Source organism: Luteimicrobium xylanilyticum (assembly GCF_009429125.1).
In the GTDB taxonomy this organism is placed as follows: domain Bacteria; phylum Actinomycetota; class Actinomycetes; order Actinomycetales; family Cellulomonadaceae; genus Luteimicrobium; species Luteimicrobium xylanilyticum.
This window is the reverse complement of record NZ_CP045529.1, coordinates 3498113-3514421: the sequence shown is the minus strand read 5'-3', so window position 1 is coordinate 3514421 and position 16309 is coordinate 3498113. Positions and strand designations below refer to the sequence as shown.

Annotated in this window: 16 protein-coding genes and 3 tRNA genes; 9 read left to right on the top strand and 10 right to left on the bottom strand. The window is 71.7% G+C overall.

Annotated features, from left to right (window positions below):
* Positions 1-18: 18 nt before the first annotated feature.
* Positions 19-312 carry a GNAT family N-acetyltransferase gene (locus tag KDY119_RS19215; RefSeq protein ID WP_085997979.1) on the top strand — a complete coding sequence of 98 codons (294 nt, stop codon included), beginning with the start codon at positions 19-21 and terminating at the stop codon, positions 310-312.
* Here the strand turns inward: KDY119_RS19215 and KDY119_RS15610 are convergent.
* The gene (locus KDY119_RS15610) at positions 291-794 is read right to left on the bottom strand and encodes a hypothetical protein (RefSeq protein ID WP_227994379.1); all 504 of its coding nucleotides are present in this window, start codon (positions 792-794) and stop codon (positions 291-293) included. The two genes, KDY119_RS19215 and KDY119_RS15610, sit on opposite strands and share 22 nt — an antisense overlap.
* 242 nt (positions 795-1036) lie before the next feature.
* Between KDY119_RS15610 and KDY119_RS15605 the strand changes: the two genes are divergently transcribed.
* Complete coding sequence (locus KDY119_RS15605; RefSeq protein WP_227994378.1) at positions 1037-3922, top strand: ExeM/NucH family extracellular endonuclease; 2886 nt, start codon at positions 1037-1039, stop codon at positions 3920-3922.
* Between the two features lie 19 nt (positions 3923-3941).
* On the opposite strand, the gene KDY119_RS15600 is transcribed toward KDY119_RS15605, so the two are convergent.
* Entirely contained in the window at positions 3942-4838 is an 897-nt protein-coding gene (locus KDY119_RS15600; RefSeq protein ID WP_051136306.1) for a helix-turn-helix transcriptional regulator, read from the bottom strand.
* Positions 4839-4907: 69 nt separating this feature from the next.
* On the opposite strand from KDY119_RS15600, the gene KDY119_RS15595 reads away from it, so the two are divergent.
* From KDY119_RS15595 to purM, 5 genes are all read left to right on the top strand, one after another.
* On the top strand, positions 4908-6338 hold the full coding sequence (locus KDY119_RS15595) for an MFS transporter (RefSeq protein WP_036947467.1): 1431 nt from the start codon (positions 4908-4910) through the stop codon (positions 6336-6338).
* A 52-nt stretch (positions 6339-6390) separates the two neighbouring features.
* Positions 6391-6828 (top strand): hypothetical protein, encoded by a 438-nt coding sequence (locus tag KDY119_RS15590; RefSeq protein ID WP_036947466.1) that lies wholly within the window; start codon positions 6391-6393, stop codon positions 6826-6828.
* A 185-nt stretch (positions 6829-7013) separates the two neighbouring features.
* Positions 7014-9401, top strand: a complete 2388-nt coding sequence (locus KDY119_RS15585) for a bifunctional metallophosphatase/5'-nucleotidase (protein ID WP_153022764.1) — start codon at positions 7014-7016, stop codon at positions 9399-9401.
* Between the two features lie 113 nt (positions 9402-9514).
* A complete protein-coding gene (purF, locus tag KDY119_RS15580) occupies positions 9515-11062 on the top strand; it encodes an amidophosphoribosyltransferase (protein WP_036947464.1) in 1548 nt (515 codons plus the stop codon).
* A gap of 55 nt (positions 11063-11117) precedes the next feature.
* Entirely contained in the window at positions 11118-12227 is a 1110-nt protein-coding gene (purM, locus tag KDY119_RS15575; RefSeq protein WP_153022517.1) for a phosphoribosylformylglycinamidine cyclo-ligase, read from the top strand.
* A gap of 55 nt (positions 12228-12282) precedes the next feature.
* On the opposite strand, the gene KDY119_RS15570 is transcribed toward purM, so the two are convergent.
* The gene (locus tag KDY119_RS15570) at positions 12283-12483 is read right to left on the bottom strand and encodes a DUF3073 domain-containing protein (protein ID WP_036947463.1); all 201 of its coding nucleotides are present in this window, start codon (positions 12481-12483) and stop codon (positions 12283-12285) included.
* A gap of 386 nt (positions 12484-12869) precedes the next feature.
* On the opposite strand from KDY119_RS15570, the gene KDY119_RS15565 reads away from it, so the two are divergent.
* A complete protein-coding gene (locus tag KDY119_RS15565; protein WP_036947462.1) occupies positions 12870-13091 on the top strand; it encodes a BldC family transcriptional regulator in 222 nt (73 codons plus the stop codon).
* A gap of 52 nt (positions 13092-13143) precedes the next feature.
* On the opposite strand, the gene KDY119_RS15560 is transcribed toward KDY119_RS15565, so the two are convergent.
* The 5 genes from KDY119_RS15560 to KDY119_RS15540 form a co-directional block, all read right to left on the bottom strand.
* On the bottom strand, positions 13144-13419 hold the full coding sequence (locus tag KDY119_RS15560; protein WP_036947461.1) for a DUF3618 domain-containing protein: 276 nt from the start codon (positions 13417-13419) through the stop codon (positions 13144-13146).
* Positions 13416-13832, bottom strand: coding sequence for a phage holin family protein (locus KDY119_RS15555; RefSeq protein WP_036947460.1), 417 nt, complete (start codon positions 13830-13832; stop codon positions 13416-13418). Before KDY119_RS15555 ends, KDY119_RS15560 begins: the two co-directional genes overlap by 4 nt.
* Before the next feature lie 180 nt (positions 13833-14012).
* Positions 14013-14085: transfer RNA gene (locus KDY119_RS15550), tRNA-Phe, on the bottom strand.
* Positions 14086-14139: 54 nt separating this feature from the next.
* Positions 14140-14213 (bottom strand) — tRNA-Asp (locus KDY119_RS15545).
* A 101-nt stretch (positions 14214-14314) separates the two neighbouring features.
* Positions 14315-14387, bottom strand: a tRNA-Glu gene (locus KDY119_RS15540).
* An 85-nt stretch (positions 14388-14472) separates the two neighbouring features.
* Between KDY119_RS15540 and KDY119_RS15535 the strand changes: the two genes are divergently transcribed.
* Complete coding sequence (locus KDY119_RS15535) at positions 14473-14817, top strand: metallopeptidase family protein (protein ID WP_051136428.1); 345 nt, start codon at positions 14473-14475, stop codon at positions 14815-14817.
* Between the two features lie 21 nt (positions 14818-14838).
* Here KDY119_RS15535 and galE read toward each other — a convergent pair whose 3' ends face one another.
* Positions 14839-15840 (bottom strand): UDP-glucose 4-epimerase GalE, encoded by a 1002-nt coding sequence (gene galE, locus KDY119_RS15530; protein WP_036947458.1) that lies wholly within the window; start codon positions 15838-15840, stop codon positions 14839-14841.
* Positions 15841-15884: 44 nt separating this feature from the next.
* A complete protein-coding gene (locus KDY119_RS15525) occupies positions 15885-16298 on the bottom strand; it encodes a hypothetical protein (RefSeq protein WP_036947457.1) in 414 nt (137 codons plus the stop codon).
* Between the last annotated feature and the right edge of the window lie 11 nt (positions 16299-16309).

Below are 16309 nucleotides of genomic sequence, written 5' to 3'. Positions count from 1 at the left end.
GCGGTCGTCGGGGGCGCCGTGGTCGGTCGCGTCTCCGTCCGGCACGAGCTGACCCGAAGCCTCGCGCGCGTCGGTGGGCACATCGGCTACAGCGTGCGCCCGGCGTACCGGCGGCGCGGGTACGCCACGGCGCTCCTGCGGGCTGGGCTGGGCCGCGCCTGTGGTCTCGGTATCGAGCGAGCGCTCGTGACGTGTGCGAGCGACAACGTCGGTTCGCTGGCGGTCATCGAGCGATGTGGGGGCGTGCTCGAGGGTGTCGTCGACGTCCCCGGGCACTCCCCGACGCGGCGCTACTGGGTGCCTACGGCCTGACGGCTGCCGCCAGGAAGGGCCACGTCCGAGGAGGTGTTGGAGTCCCCGGCGGCATGCGACGGAGCGAACGCCGCCGGTACCTCGCCGCGGCCGACCCCGAGCGGCACCGCGACGACCTGGACCTCGTCCTCGTAGACGATGCGTCCGGGAGTGCTCGTCCGCCGTTCCACCCAGCCGACGCCGTGCCGGTCGAGCAAGACCAGGTACTCGCGGGTCCTGTCGACGAGCTCGACGGCCGACGCCTTGAACCACGCCTTCGCGCCAGGGTTCGCCTCTCGGTCGTAGACGAGCGGGTCCGCGGTCGACGGATCGGGGTAAGCGCGATTGCACCAGTCGTTGCTCCGGCGCCACCAGGCGTGCTCCTCAGCGGTGAGGAGCCCTGCTCGCGCGAGCCCGTTCGCGAGCGCGAACACGCCCGGGCGGTGTCCGCGCGCGTTCGGTTCCGCGCTCTCGAACCTCACCACGTCGACCCCGCCGTTCATGCCCCAAACGGTAGCGCGGGCCTGGTGACACGCGGGCCGCTGCGCTGTCCCCGCGTGCAGAACCGGCCGTCGTCGGGCAGCGTGTGGCCCGGGGTGACATCCCGTTCACAGGCCGTTCATCACGGCGACACGGGCATGCCCTGGGATGACGACGACGTCCGGTACCACCACGACCGCACGTCGCCGTGCGGTTCGGGCGCCGCCCGAGCACGCGAGACAGCTCGACACAGCGAGGAGTCAACGTGGACGGTCAGCACAGCTGGAGGAGGGTCGCGGCGCTCGGCGCGACGGTGGCCCTCGTGGTCACGGGCGGGGGAGCGGCGGCGTGGGCCGCCTCGGGCGGAGGCGTGGACTCCCCGACGGCGCAGGCGGCGGCCGCCACGCACGTCGTGATCTCGGAGGCGTACCTGTCGGGCGGCAGCGCCAACGCCCCCTACACGACGAAGTTCGTGGAGCTCTACAACCCGACCGGGTCGGCGGTCGACGTCGACGGCTGGTCGGTGCAGTACCGGCCGGCGACGGGGACGGGCGCGTCGACGTCGAGCGTCCCGCTCGCCGGCAGCATCGCGGCCGGTGGCCACTACCTGGTCGCGGGCGGGTCGAACGGCTCGACGGGCGACGCGCTCCCGACGCCGGACGCGTCCGGTGCGTCGCTCAACCCGTCCGGGTCGGCGGGCACGATCACGCTCGCCTCCACGACCGACAAGCTGACCCTGCCGACGGGCTCGGTGACCGGGGACACGGCGTCGGCGGCCCATGTCGTCGACCTGGTCGGCTACGGCACCTCGAACACCTACGAGGGGCACCCCGTCGCGGGGCTGGCGGGCAACACGACGCCGAGCTCGCTCCAGCGGGGTGACGGCGCCGGCGCCGGTGAGGGCACCGACACCGACGACAACGCCGCCGACCTGACCGTCGGCACGACGGTCACGCCCCAGAACACGGCCGACGACACGACCCCGACCGACCCGGGCACCCCGACGGACCCTCCGACCGGCCCCGGCAGCACGACGGCGACGATCGAGGAGATCCAGGGCACCACGGACACGAGCCCGTACGCCGGTAAGACGGTCACCACCCGGGGCGTCGTCACCGCGGCCTACCCGACGGGCGGCTACAACGGCCTGTACATCCAGACGCCGGGCACGGGCGGCGACGTCGACCTGGCGACGCACCACGCGTCCGACGGTCTGTTCGTGTACTCGACCAAGGCGGCAGGCGAGCTCAAGGTCGGCCAGTACGTCGAGGTCACGGGCGCCGTGTCGGAGTACTCGGGTCTGACGGAGCTGTCCGCCACGACCTGGAGCGTCCTCGACGACGCCGTCCCCGCGGTCAAGCCCGCGACGGTCGCGTTCCCGAGCACCGACGCCCAGCGCGAGAGCCTCGAGGGCATGCTGGTCGCCCCGACGGGCCACTACGTCGTCGCCGACAACTACGACACGAACTACTACGGGTCGTTCCTGCTGGCCGCCGGCGACAAGCCGTTCGTGCAGCCGACGCAGGCCGGGCGCCCGGGCAGCGCCGAGGCGCAGGCGGCCGTGGACGACCGGGCCGCACGCGGCGTCGTCCTCGACGACGGCGCGACGACCAACTACTCGTCGTCCGCCAACACGAGCAAGCCGCTCCCGTACCTCACGGGCGGCAAGCCGGCGCGCGTCGGGGCCGAGGTCACTTTCACCACCCCGGTGATCCTCGACTACCGGTACGACGCGTGGGCCTTCGAGCCGCTCGCGCAGCTCACGCCCGACGTCGCGGACACGGTCCAGCCGGTGACGTTCGAGAACACCCGCACGGACGCCCCGAAGGTCGCGGGCACCCTGCACGTGTCGAGCTTCAACGTCCTCAACTACTTCACGACGACGGGCGACCAGCTCTCCGGCTGCCAGCCGTACACGGACCGCGAGGGCAACCCCGTCACGGTGAAGACGGGCTGCAACGCCCGCGGGGCGTGGGACGCGGCGAACCTGAAGCGTCAGCAGACCAAGATCGTGAACGCGATCAACGGGCTGGGTGCGGACGTGGTCTCGCTCGAGGAGATCGAGAACTCGCTCGCGACGGACGGCGAGGACCGGGACGCCTCGCTCGCGACGCTGGTCGACGCGCTGAACGACGCGGCCGGCGCGGGAACGTGGAAGTACGTGCCGTCCCCCGCGAAGCTCCCCGCCGACGAGGACGTCATCCGCGTCGCGTTCATCTACAAGCCCGCCGTGGTCAAGCCCGTCGGGGACTCGGAGCTGCTCGTGGGCTCCGCGGCCTTCGACGGGATCGCCCGCCAGCCGCTCGCCCAGACCTGGCGGCCCGTTGGCGGGACCAAGGCCGACGACGTCGTCGTCGTCTCGAACCACTTCAAGTCGAAGGGCACGTTCGACGGCGACAACCCCGGACCCGGTGACACGGACTCGGGCGACGGGCAGGGCGCGTACAACGCGACTCGCGTCAAGGAGGCGCACGCGGCCCTCGACTTCGCGAGCGCGTTCGCGAAGGCCGCGGGCACCGACAAGATCCTGCTCGTCGGCGACTTCAACGCCTACGGCCAGGAGGACCCGGTCAAGGTGATCACCGACGCCGGCTACACCGACCTCGGGGCCACGACGGGCAAGCAGACGTACCTGTACGACGGGTACGTCGGGTCCATCGACCACGCGTTCGCGTCGGCGTCGCTCGCCGGCGTCGCCAAGGCCGACATCTGGAACATCAACTCGGTCGAGCCGATCGCCAACGAGTACAGCCGGTACAACTACAACGTGTCGAACCTCTACGACACGACGCCGTTCCGGTCCTCCGACCACGACCCGATCCTCGTGGGCCTCGACCTGCCGCTCAAGGCGCCGGTCGACGTGCGGCTCAAGGCGATCACGGCCGTGCCGTTCTGCTCGGCCGGGAAGGTGTACCTGTCGACGTCGGTCGTGGCGGGCGAGCCGAAGCACGCGCTCGACATCCGGCTCACCACGACCTACGGGGACAAGAAGTTCACCAAGGTCGCGCCGCTGACGTCGGTCACGAACGTCTTCCCGACGGGCCAGGCGTCCATCCCGGCCGGCACCCTGACGGTGGCGGGCTACTACTGGGACGGCGCCGGGCACTACCAGGTCGACACCAAGGGGTACCAGGCCAAGGACTGCGGCTGACGCGTCAGCCGCCCGTCGTTCAGCGGACGGCGGGCACCGGTGAGACGCCGGTGCCCGCCGAGGCGGCCCCGTCGGCAGAGACGCTCACCTCCTGGAGGAGGCGGTCCAGCCGTACGGCGCTGTCCTGGTCGGCGGGTGTGAAGACGACGAGGCGTGCGCCGGGCCCCGGTGCGAGCCAGGTCGTCGAGAGCTCGAACTCCAGGAGACCCACGGCGGGATTGAGGATCGGCTTGCGGTCCGTCGTCGCGTCGGTGACGTCGTGCTCGTCCCACAGCGCCGAGAACTTGTCGGAGGCTGCACGGAGGCGTCGGACGAAGCCGGTCCAGGACGTGTCACCGGCATGGTCCGCGAGGTGAGCGCGGAGCTGAGCCACCATGCGGCGTGCCGCGTCCTCCCAGTCCACGAGGCCGACGTGCCACGCCGGGTCGGTGAAGGTCAGCCACAGGGTGTTGCGGTCCGAGACGGGGACCGCGTCAAGGTCGCCGATCAGCCGCGCGTAGGCACGGTTGTAGGCGAGGAGGTCGTACCTGGCGTTCTGGATGCAGGCGGGGAACGGGAGGACGGCGTCCACGACGCGCAGCGTGGCCTCGTCGAGGACGTGGTCCCGGTCGGAGCTCGGGGCGGCTGCGCCCGCGAGGGTGAAGAGATGGGTGCGCTCGCTCCGGTCGAGTCGGAGCGTGCGGGCCACTGCTTCGAGCACCTGGTCGGACACGTGGATGTCGCGCCCTTGCTCGAGCCACGTGTACCAGGTGACGCCGATGCCGGAGAGCTGAGCGACCTCCTCGCGGCGCAGTCCTGGCGTGCGGCGGCGGCCGCCGTGCGGTAGCCCGACGAGCTCGGGGGTGACGCGGGCTCGCCGGGTGCGAAGGAAGTCAGCCAGCTCCCGCCGGTGCGCGGCGCTCGGGCCAGGGGACATGCTGTCACCTCCAGTACCCGTATCAACAGGCTCCTGGTACCTGTGTGCGGGACCTTTGACGATAGCCGCATGACTGTCATCGCGGAACCGGCCGCTCCCACCCGTCCGCTCACTCGGACAGGGCTCGTCGTCCTGCTGGCCGGCCCGTTCCTGGCCAATCTCGACTTCTTCATCACCAATGCGGCGCTCCCGTCGATCCGGCGGGACCTCGCCGCGTCCTCGGCGGCCCTCGAGCTCGTCGTCGCGGGCTACGGGACGGCATACGCGGTCATGCTCGTCCTCGCGGGTCGGCTCGGTGACGAGCACGGTCGCAGGCGGCTGTTCGCGGTCGGTCGCGGCGCCTTCACGGTGACGTCCCTGGCCGCGGGGATGTCCACGACCGTGTCCACCCTGCTCCTCGCCCGCGTGCTCCAGGGGGCGTCGGCCGCGCTCATGACCCCGCAGACGCTCGCCACGGTCCAGAGTGCGCTGACCGGCCGACGTCGTGCCTCCGCGATCGCCGCATACGCCGCAGCCGGAGGGCTCGCCGCCGTCGTCGGGCAGCTGCTGGGAGGTGTGCTGGTCTCGACGCTGTCCTGGCGCGCGATCTTCCTGGTCAACGTCCCCGTCGGTCTGACGGCGCTCCTCCTGCTGCGCCGCACCGTGCCTCCGACACGATCCGAGCGCCGGGTGGGCGCTGACGTGCGCGGGACCGTCCTGCTCGCCGTGTCGATCGGCGCGCTCCTCGTCCCGCTCGCGGAGGGGCCCGCGCTCCGTTGGCCCGGGTGGTGCACCGCATCCCTCGTGCTCAGCGGCGTCGCTTCCGGGACCTTCGTGGCCTGGTCCGCACGCGCTCCTCGGCGCGGCATCGTCCCGCTGCTGCCGCTCGCGCTCGTGACGGGCGTGCCGTCGATGCGCCGCGGGCTGCCGGTCGTCGTGGGGTTCTTCGGGGTGTTCGGGGCCTTCATGTTCGTGTTCGCCGTCGGTGCGCAAGAGGGGCTCGGGCTCTCGCCGCTCGCAGCCGGGATCGCGATCACGCCTGTGTGCCTCGCGTACTTCGCGACGTCGTTCGTGGTCCCACGGCTGCTCGAGCGTCTCGGGCGCCGGGTTCTCGCGCTCGGGCTCGCCGTCGAGGCCGTCGGGCTCGCCGCGACGCTGGCGATCGTGGTCACAGCATGGCGCTCGCTCGGAGGCGACGCCGACCGCTCGTCGCCTCCCGTGGTTGCTGCAGCAGCCGTCCTCGCCCTCGTCGTCGTCGGGGTCGGGCAGGCGCTCGCCGTCGGCTCGCTGTTCCGGCTGATCCTCTCGGAGGTGCCGGCGGAGTCCGCGGGAGTTGGGAGCGGCCTTCTCGTCACGACCCAGCAGACGGCCATGGCACTGGGCGTCGCAGGACTCGGCTCGATCTTCTCCGCCGTCGCCGCAGGTTCCATGCGGGCCGGCGTGATCGTCGCGTTCGCCGTGATGTCCGGCCTGACCCTGCTTCTGGCCGCGCTGAGCCTGCGCCTGCCGCAGCACGGCTGAGGCCCTCCCGCACCCCCCGCACGCCCAGGTGGGACCGGTAGGGTCGGGCGACGTGAGCACCACGCCCGACCCTGCCGGCCCCGCCGCGCGTCCCGAGGACGCCGGCACCGAGGACCAGGCCCAGGCCGCCGCCGACGTCCCCACCGCCGCCGCGGAGGCGCCCGAGCCCGTCGAGGTCGAGCTCCCCGCGGACGCGAAGGTCGAGGCGACCGACGTCGACGTCACCGCCGCGGTCGAGGGCCGGACGCGCCGCGCGCCCCGGTACCAGAACTTCCTCAAGGCGGGCGCGCTGCTGGGCGCCGTCGTCGGGCTCTTCTTCGCGGGGCTCATGCTGACGATCCCGGGGGCGAAGCAGCTCGACAAGCCGGGTGTCCTGTTCTCCCTGCTCGTCATCGCCGGCGTCTGCCTCGGCATGGCGGTCGCGGGGCTCCTGGCGCTCTACTCCGACCGGCGCAGCCTTGGCCGCCAGACGCGCAGCCGCCGGGGCTGAACGCCGCGGCCGCACGAGCCGTCGTCGGCTCGACACGCCGGCTTCTTCCGAACGTCACAGTCTTGACACAGCGCCGACATGCGGATCAGGTGAGATCGCAACGCCACCTGTGCCGCTGACGTCGTGACCCTCGCGTCCCGCTGCCCAGGTGGGATCTGGTCACCGACAAGGAGGCACCCGTGAGCATGGACAGCACAGAACCCACCCCGGCCGGCCGACGACGGCGCACCCGCCGACGCGTCGTCGCCGGCTTCACCGCGGCGGCGCTCGCCGTCGGCGGGGGCTCGGTCTTCGCCGCGAGCTCGGCGGTCGCCGCCGACCCGTCCGACGCTGCGACGACGACCCTCGACTTCGTCGCCATCAACGACTTCCACGGCCGCATCGACACGAACACCGTGAACTTCGCGGGGACCGTCGAGCAGCTCAAGGCGAAGAACCCCGACGGCACGGTGTTCCTGTCCGCGGGCGACAACGTGAGCGCGTCCCTGTTCGCCTCCGCGGTCCAGGACGACGCCCCGACCATCGACGTCCTGAACGCGCTCGGCCTGCAGGTCTCCGCCGTCGGGAACCACGAGTTCGACAAGGGCTTCTCCGACCTCACGGGCCGCATCGACGACCGCGCGAACTGGCCGTACCTCGGCGCGAACGTCTACGAGCACGGGACGACGACGCCCGCGCTGCCCGCGTACGACGTGATCGACGTCGACGGGGTCAAGGTGGGCGTGATCGGCGCCGTGACGCAGGAGACCCCGACGCTGGTGTCGCCGGCCGGCGTCGCGACCCTCGACTTCGGCGACCCGGTCGCCGCCATCAACAAGACCGCGGACGAGCTCACCGACGGGGACCCGTCGAACGGTGAGGCGGACGTCGTCGTCGCGACGCTCCACGAGGGCGCGAGCGAGGGCACGCCCGACGGCGCCACGCTGGACCAGGAGGTCGCGGCGGGCGGAGCTTTCGCGGACATCGTGACGAAGACGAGCCCTAAGGTCGCGGCCATCTTCACGGGCCACACGCACAAGGAGTACGCGTGGGACGCCCCGGTCCCAGGCGAGGCCGGCAAGACGCGCCCCATCATCCAGACGGGTGACTACGGCGAGAACGTCGGGCACGTCTCGCTCACGCTCGACGCCTCGACGCACGCCGTCGAGTCCTACACGGTCGAGAACGTGGCGCGCACGACGACGCCGGCGGCTGATCTGATCGCCCAGTACCCGGCGGTCGCGAAGGTCGACGGGATCGTCAAGGACGCCCTCGCGTACGCCGACGAGGTCGGGAAGACCCCCGTCGGGAAGGTCTCGGGCGACATCACGACCGCCTACGCCGGCGGCTCGTACGTGAAGGGGAAGTACACCCAGCCGGACCCGGCGAACCCGATCACGGGCCGTGACGACCGCGCGTCCGAGTCGACCCTCGGCAACACCGTGGCGAACGCGCTGCGGGACACCCTCGCCGACCCGTCGCGGGGTGGCGCGGAGATCGGCGTCGTCAACCCGGGCGGCCTGCGCGCCGAGCTGTTCAAGGGCGACGACGGCGTCATCACCTACGCCGAGGCGAACAGCGTCCTGCCGTTCGTCAACAACCTCTGGACGGTCACGCTCACGGGCGCCCAGTTCACGACGCTCCTCGAGCAACAGTGGCAGACCGACGCGAACGGCAACCGCCCGACGCGCCCCTACCTCAACCTGGGTCTCTCGGACAACGTCACCTACACGGTCGACACGCTCGACCCGAACGCGACGCCCGGGCACCACGTCCTGAGCGTCTACGTGGACGGCAAGCCCATCGACCCGAAGGGCGAGTACCGCATCGGCACGTTCTCGTTCCTCACCGCCGGCGGCGACAACTTCCGCGAGTTCCTCGAGGGCACCGACGCGAAGGACTCCGGTCTGATCGACCGGGACGGCTGGATCGACTACCTCGGCAAGCACCAGCCGCTGGCGCCGTCGTACGCCCGGTCGCACGTCGTCGTCGACAAGGCGCCCAAGGCGACCCGGGCCGGCGAGGTCGCGAGCGCGAAGGTCTCGAGCCTCAACCTCACGTCGCTCGGCGCCCCGCGGAACACGTCGCTCACCGAGTTCCTCGTGCCGTCGGGCGCCGCGTTCGACGCAAAGAAGCCGGGCACCTCGCTCGGCACGGCGTCGGTCACCGCGAAGGGCGCCTCCAGCGTCGCGATCACCGTCCCGACGACGACGAAGCCCGGGTCCTACGACCTGGTCCTCCTCGCGCAGCCCTCGGGCACGGTCGTGCGCGTGCCGCTCACGGTCAAGGCCCCGCTGCCCGCCGTCGTGACGAAGGCGCCGACCGCCGTCCCGTTCTGCTCGGGCGGCCAGGTCTACCTGAGCACCTCCGTGGTCAACGGTGAGGCCGACCACAAGATCGACGTCCGGCTCACCACCGCGTTCGGGGACAAGAAGTTCAGCGGCGTCGCGCCGTTCACCTCGGTGTCCGACGTCTTCGCCACCGGCAAGACGTCGGTCGACGCGGGCTCCGTGACCATCGCTGCGTACTACTACGACGGGTCCGGCCACTACCAGACCTCGACGAAGGCGTACGCGGCCAAGACCTGCAAGTAGCCGCCACCACCGCGGTGGGCATGCGTTCTGCTGCTCCGGACGCCCCGGAGGCAGCCGAACGCATGCCCACAACGCGTCGAGGTCCTTCACATCTGCTGTGTCACACTTGATACGTGGCCCCCCGCGGAGATGGACGTCTCAACCACGATCTGATGCCAGGCGAGAAGGGCCCGCAGGATGCTTGCGGGGTCTTCGGTGTCTGGGCACCCGGCGAAGAGGTCGCCAAGCTCGCCTACTTCGGTCTCTACGCGCTGCAGCACCGCGGCCAGGAGTCGGCGGGCATCGCGACCAGCAACGGTGAGCAGATCCTCGTCTACAAGGACATGGGCCTCGTCTCCCAGGTCTTCGACGAGACCGCGCTCAACGCGCTCACGGGGCACATCGCCGTCGGGCACTGCCGCTACTCGACGACGGGCGGGGTGACCTGGGAGAACGCGCAACCCACGCTGGGCCCGACGGCGTCGGGCACGGTCGCCCTCGGCCACAACGGCAACCTGACGAACACCGCGGAGCTGGTGAACCTCGTCGCGGAGCGGTACGGCGCGCAGCGCCGGGGAGAGCTCGCGCGGGGCAACACCACGGACACCGCCCTGGTGACGGCGCTCTTCGCCGGTGACCAGGACCACACGCTCGAGGCGACGGCGCTCGAGGTGCTCCCGCGCCTGCGCGGCGCGTTCAGCCTGGTCTTCATGGACGAGCGCACCCTGTACGCGGCGCGCGACCCGCAGGGCGTCCGCCCGCTGGTGCTGGGGCGGCTGGAGCGCGGCTGGGTCGTCGCGTCGGAGACGCCGGCCCTCGACATCGTGGGCGCGTCCTACGTGCGCGAGGTCGAGCCGGGCGAGCTCATCGCCATCGACGCCGACGGTCTCCGGTCGACCAAGTTCGCCGAGGTGGAGCGCGCGGGCTGCATCTTCGAGTACGTCTACCTGGCGCGCCCCGACACGTCGATCAACGGCCGGTCGGTGCACGCGAGCCGCGTCGAGATGGGCCGCGAGCTCGCCCGCGAGCACCCCGTCGAGGCGGACCTCGTCATCCCGGTCCCCGAGTCGGGCACGCCGGCCGCGGTCGGGTACGCGCAGGAGTCGGGCATCCCGTTCGGGCAGGGCCTGACGAAGAACGCCTACGTGGGCCGCACCTTCATCCAGCCGTCGGACACGCTCCGGCAGCTCGGCATCCGGCTCAAGCTCAACCCGCTGCGCGAGGTCATCCGCGGCAAGCGCCTCGTCGTCGTGGACGACTCGATCGTGCGAGGCAACACGCAGCGCGCCCTCGTCCGGATGCTCCGCGAGGCGGGCGCCGCCGAGGTCCACGTGCGGATCAGCTCCCCGCCCGTGAAGTGGCCGTGCTTCTACGGCATCGACTTCGCGTCGCGCGCCGAGCTCATCGCGAACGGGCTGAGCGCCGACGAGATCGCGGCGTCCCTGGGCGCCGACTCGCTCGGCTACATCTCGATGGAGGGGCTGATCGCCGCCACCGAGCAGCCCTCGAGCCAGCTCTGCACGGCCTGCTTCAGCGGGCACTACCCGATCGAGCTGCCCCCCGCCGACCAGCTCGGCAAGCACCTGCTCGAGCAGGAGACGCTGCCCCTCGGCGCCCCGGAGGACGGCCTCCTGTCGTTGTCCGTGGGCGCAGGCGGCGCGAACGCGCTCGACCACCCGTGACCTGCGGCCCCGTGCCACGGCAAGCCACACCCTGACACACCCCTGGAGATCCCCTGTGACCGATGGTCTGACCTACGCCGCCGCGGGCGTCGACACGGAGGCCGGCGACAAGGCCGTCGAGCTCATGAAGGACGCGGTGCGGCGCACGCACGGCCCCGAGGTGCTCGGGGGCGTCGGCGGGTTCGCGGGCCTGTACGACGCGGCGGCGCTCACCCGCTACCGGCACCCGCTGCTCGCGACGTCGACCGACGGCGTGGGCACGAAGGTCGCGATCGCGCAGGCCCTCGACGTGCACGACACGATCGGCTTCGACCTCGTCGGCATGGTCGTCGACGACATCGTCGTGGTGGGCGCGAAGCCCCTCTTCATGACGGACTACATCGCGTGCGGCAAGGTCGTGCCCGAGCGGATCGCCGACGTCGTCCGCGGCATCGCGGCCGCGTGCGAGGTGGCCGGGACGGCGCTCGTCGGCGGCGAGACTGCCGAGCACCCGGGCCTGCTCGGCCCCGACGAGTACGACGTCGCGGGCGCCGCGACGGGCGTCGTCGAGGCGGACGCCCTCCTCGGTCCCGACCGGGTGCGTCCCGGTGACGTGCTCATCGGGCTCGCGTCGTCGGGCCTGCACTCGAACGGCTTCTCGCTGGTGCGCGCCGTCGTCAAGCACGCGGGCTGGGAGCTCGACCGCCACGTGGACGAGTTCGGCCGGACGCTCGGCGAGGAGCTGCTCACCCCCACGCGCGTCTACGCGAGCGACTGCCTCGCGCTGGCCGCCGACGACGCGGCCCAGGTCCACGGGTTCACCCACGTCACCGGGGGAGGGCTCGCGGCGAACCTGGCGCGCGTCCTTCCGGCGGGGACCGTCGCGACGGTCGACCGGGCGTCCTGGGAGGTGCCCGCCGTGTTCCGCGCCGTGCGGGACCTCGGGAAGGTGCCGCAGCGCGACCTCGAGAACACCCTGAACCTGGGCGTGGGCATGGTCGCGATCGTCGGGGCCGAGGGCGTCGACGCGGCGCTCGCGCGGTGCGAGGCGCTGGGGCTGCCGGCCTGGGTGCTGGGAACAGTCGAGCAGCACGACCCGTCGACGTCGATCGGTGAGGACCTCGTCACCGGCACCAAGGGAGTCCACGCGGGCGCGGTGCGCATGGTGGGGAGCTACCGGGGCTGAGACCCCGGGGTGATGCCGCACGCCGGCAGGCGGGCGGCATCACCCGACGGAGACGTCAGCGCTCGTCGTTCCAGTCGTTATAGCGATCCTGGAACTCGTCGTCGTTCGACTCGAGCCTCGAGTCGGTGGCGACGTCGGTGTGCGACGAACTTCCGCCGAGCTCGCGTTCGAGCGCGTGGTAGTTCGTGTCGGGGCTGTAGTACTTCAATCGGCGAGCGACCTTGGTCTGCTTCGCCTTCTGACGGCCGCGTCCCATATGGCTCGACCCCCTCAACGTGAAAGCCAGGGCAGGCGACGCGCAAAACGCGTGCGGCCCTGGTGATGTCTCGTCTGTTCCAGTGCACAACGGTACATGCTCGGAGGCGGTTACGACCACTCGCGGGCCGGGCGGGTCGCGCCGAGAGCCCTCCGGAGGGGGCTGTCCGCCCCGGAACAGCCCCGGCGGCGGGCGTCCAGGGGCGCTCGACGTGTCCGACATCACGCACGCGCGCCGTTCCTCCCGCTCGCGGCCTCTCGCCTCATTTCACCCATCGCCCGAGTAGTCGACTTTGCGCGGACTGTCATCATGGAAGGGACATGTGGCGTCGTGCAGAGGGCGCCCGGCACCCCGCCGGGCCGTGCGGCGCCCAGTGGAGGTGGAGCATGACTGCACACGGCATGCAGGGTGAGCCCGAGGTCCTCCTGACCCCGGCCGAGGTCGCGAGCCTCTTCCGCGTCGACCCGAAGACGGTCACCCGGTGGGCCAAGGCGGGGAAGCTCTCCTACATCCGGACGCTCGGCGGCCACCGTCGCTATCCCGAGGCGGAGGTGCGGGCGCTGCTCGGCGCCGCGACGACTTCGGACGACGACGCGAAGAAGGACTGACGGCGCAGAGCAGCGTTCCCCGGCGGCACGCCGGGGAACGCTTCGGACGCGACTAGCGCTTGCGCAGGACCGCCCGGAGGCCCAGCGCGAGGACCGCGACTCCGGCCCCGACGAGCACCTTGACGTTCCGCGCGCGGTGCTCTTGGCGGGGCATGCCGTCCCCCGTGAAGAGGCCGGCGGTGTCCGTGGCCGCCTGCTTGGTCGACGCGGCGAAGCGCGACGCCTGGGCACGAGGGTCGAGGTGCCCCGACAGCTCGTCGACGGTGCTCGCGAGCTCGGCGCGGGCCTGGGCGAGCTCCTCCTGGAGCTGGGTCTCCTTGGTGCTCATCGGGCACCACCTCCCTTGAGCGCGGCGACGTCCTGCTTGAGGCTCTCCACGGTCTCGTCGGTCTTCGGGACGCCCCGCTGGAGCGCCTTGACGCCCACGAACGCGAGCACGCCGACGATGATCAGAAGTCCCGCGGCCGTGAGGAGCGCGGCGAGCCAGTCCACGAAGACGTGGTTGAGCCCGAGATACCCGGCGAAGACCAGGTAGACGAGGATGAAGAAGCCGAGGATGCCCGCCACGACGAGCAGAGCGATGCCGATCCCGGCGTTCTTGGCCTTCTCGACGAGCTGCGCCTTGGCGAGCTCGATCTCGGTGCGTGCGATGCGGGTGACCTGCTCGGCGGCCTTCTCGACGAGCCGCCCGAGCGACGGTCGCTGTTCCGAGGCGGGCCGACCGTCGTCCCAGTCGCTCATGCGTCCTCCCTCTCCGTGGCCCGGTGTCGTCGTGAGGTCGACGACGCTCCGGGCCCCCTCCGAGACTATCGAGTGCGCAGGTCGGGTGCAGGGTAAGGAGGCTGGTGGCAGGGTCGGCCGGTGTTCGGTCCCGGAGACGGCGAAGGACCCTCGGGACGAGTCCCGAGGGTCCTTCTGCGGTGGCTCCGACCGGCGTCGATCCGGTGACCTTTCGATTTTCAGTCGAACGCTCTACCAACTGAGCTACAGAGCCCTGACGGAAACACCCGACCGCGTCGTTTCGACGTGACCGGGTGTCGCTGTCGAGCGACCCTGACGGGACTTGAACCCGCGACCTCCGCCGTGACAGGGCGGCGCGCTAACCAACTGCGCTACAGGGCCTGGTGGTGATCCGCTCCGTGAAGCGAACCGAGAGGATCGTATCCCACCGGAGCGCCGATCCCGAAATCCGGTCTCGATGCTCGGTCGGCCGACCGCTCGCGTACCCCCAACGGGATTCGAACCCGTGCTACCGCCGTGAAAGGGCGGGGTCCTAGGCCGCTAGACGATGGGGGCTCAGGGACGACGGCCAGTGTACAGGCGCCGCCGCCGGCCGACTCGTGGGCGTCGTCCCTCCTGCGAGGATGGGCGCGTGGTGGAGATGACGCGCGAGGAGTTCGAGGACGCCGTGCGGGACGCCCTCGACGAGATCCCGCGCGACCTCGCCGCCCAGATCGACAACGTCGTGGTGCTCGTCGAGGACGACGCGCCCGCCGACGACCCCGAGCTGCTGGGGCTCTACGAGGGCACGCCGCTCACCGAGCGCGGCGCCTGGTGGGCGGCGGGCGCCCTGCCCGACCGGATCACGATCTACCGCAACCCCACGCTCGCGATCTGCGAGACGCGCGAGGACGTCGTCGAGGAGGTCGTGGTCACGGTCGTCCACGAGGTGGCGCACTTCTTCGGCATCGACGACGAGCGTCTCCACGAGCTCGGCTGGGCCTGACCGTCCGGCAGCGGTGCGCCGTCAGGCGGGGTGGGCCCGGCGAGCCTCCCAGGCGGACTCGACCATCTGGTCGAGCGTGTGCCGCATCTTCCAGTCGAGGTCGCGCGCGGCCGCCTCGCCCGACGCGACGATGCGTGCCGGGTCACCCGGGCGGCGGGGTGCGGTCTCGGGCGTGAAGTCGATGCCGGTCACGCGGGCCATCGCGTCCATGATCTGGCGCACCGAGACGCCGTCGCCGGAGCCGAGGTTGTAGACGGGCGCCAGCTCGCGGCCCGCGGCCAGCGCCTGCGCGGCCGCGACGTGCGAGACGGCGAGGTCGGCGACGTGCACGTAGTCGCGCACGCACGTGCCGTCCGGCGTGGGGTAGTCGGTGCCGTTGATGCGGGGAGTCCGGCCCTCGAGGAGCGCGTCGAGGACCAGCGGGAAGAGGTTGTGGGGGCTGGTGTCGTACAGGTCGGGGGAGCCGGAGCCGACGACGTTGAAGTACCGCAGCGAGGTGTGGCGGAACGGTGCGCCCCCCGTGGCCTCGGCGGCCTTGGCCTCGTCGGCGAGAAGCCACTCCCCGATGAGCTTCGACTCGCCGTAGGGCGACTCGGGGTGGGTCTCGGTCTGCTCGGTCACGAGGTCGACGTCGGGGGTGCCGTAGGTGGCCGCCGACGACGAGAACACGATCTGGTCGACGCCCGTCCGCGCCATGGCCTCGAGCAGGCTCACGGTGCCCGTGACGTTCTGCGTGTAGGTGTGGCGGGGACGCTTGACCGACTCGCCCGCGTACTTGAAGCCGGCGAGGTGCACGACGCCGGTGACGGCGTGGTCGCGCATCGTCGCGACGAGCGTGTCCGTGTCGAGGATCGAGGCCTCGACGAACGGTACGGCGGGTGCACCCCCGGAGCCGTCGGGCACGAACGCCCGGTGCCCCGACGACAGGTCGTCCACGACGACGGGCTCGATGCCCGCCTCCACGAACGCACGCACCACATGGGATCCGATGTAGCCGGCACCGCCGGTCACGAGCCACGTCATGCCTGACACGCTAGCGGACCGGGTGCGGCCGGCGTCCGCCGGTCTCAGGCGGCGGCCGCGCGGACCAGGGTCAGCAGCGCCTCGGCGTACGCGTCCGAGGGGTCGTCCGCGCTGAACGTGCGCTCGCCCTCGGGGAGCACGACGGCGACCGTCCAGCCGGCCCCGGCCGGCGCGCGGGTCAACGAGCGGAACGTCCCCGCCAGCAGGTCACGGAGCTGGTGCTCCGCGGGCAGCCAGAGCGCGTCCTCGAGCGCGACCGAGTCGAGCGCCCACTCGGTGGTCCCGTTGAAGCCCAGGACCGAGCCGGTGTCGTAGTGGTGCTCCTCGATCGTCATGTCCGAGACCGTGAACACCTGCTCGTCGAGACCGTCCGCGTCGAGCGCGAACCGGTCCCCGTCCTGGGGCGTCCAGCGGACGCCCGCGTCACGCAGGGCACGGGCGAGGGAGCGAGAGATCATCGTCTCAGTAT

What these genes read in the sequence shown, in the direction of transcription:
- KDY119_RS15610 (WP_227994379.1), bottom strand. Translation starts at nt 794, where the DNA reads ATGAACGGCGGGGTCGACGTGGTGAGGTTCGAGAGCGCGGAACCGAAC.
- KDY119_RS15600 (WP_051136306.1), bottom strand. Translation starts at nt 4,838, where the DNA reads ATGTCCCCTGGCCCGAGCGCCGCGCACCGGCGGGAGCTGGCTGACTTC.
- KDY119_RS15595 (WP_036947467.1), top strand. Translation starts at nt 4,908, where the DNA reads ATGACTGTCATCGCGGAACCGGCCGCTCCCACCCGTCCGCTCACTCGG.
- KDY119_RS15585 (WP_153022764.1), top strand. Translation starts at nt 7,014, where the DNA reads ATGGACAGCACAGAACCCACCCCGGCCGGCCGACGACGGCGCACCCGC.
- KDY119_RS15570 (WP_036947463.1), bottom strand. Translation starts at nt 12,483, where the DNA reads ATGGGACGCGGCCGTCAGAAGGCGAAGCAGACCAAGGTCGCTCGCCGA.
- KDY119_RS15565 (WP_036947462.1), top strand. Translation starts at nt 12,870, where the DNA reads ATGACTGCACACGGCATGCAGGGTGAGCCCGAGGTCCTCCTGACCCCG.
- KDY119_RS15560 (WP_036947461.1), bottom strand. Translation starts at nt 13,419, where the DNA reads ATGAGCACCAAGGAGACCCAGCTCCAGGAGGAGCTCGCCCAGGCCCGC.
- KDY119_RS15555 (WP_036947460.1), bottom strand. Translation starts at nt 13,832, where the DNA reads ATGAGCGACTGGGACGACGGTCGGCCCGCCTCGGAACAGCGACCGTCG.
- KDY119_RS15535 (WP_051136428.1), top strand. Translation starts at nt 14,473, where the DNA reads ATGACGCGCGAGGAGTTCGAGGACGCCGTGCGGGACGCCCTCGACGAG.
- galE (WP_036947458.1), bottom strand. Translation starts at nt 15,840, where the DNA reads ATGACGTGGCTCGTGACCGGCGGTGCCGGCTACATCGGATCCCATGTG.
- KDY119_RS15525 (WP_036947457.1), bottom strand. Translation starts at nt 16,298, where the DNA reads ATGATCTCTCGCTCCCTCGCCCGTGCCCTGCGTGACGCGGGCGTCCGC.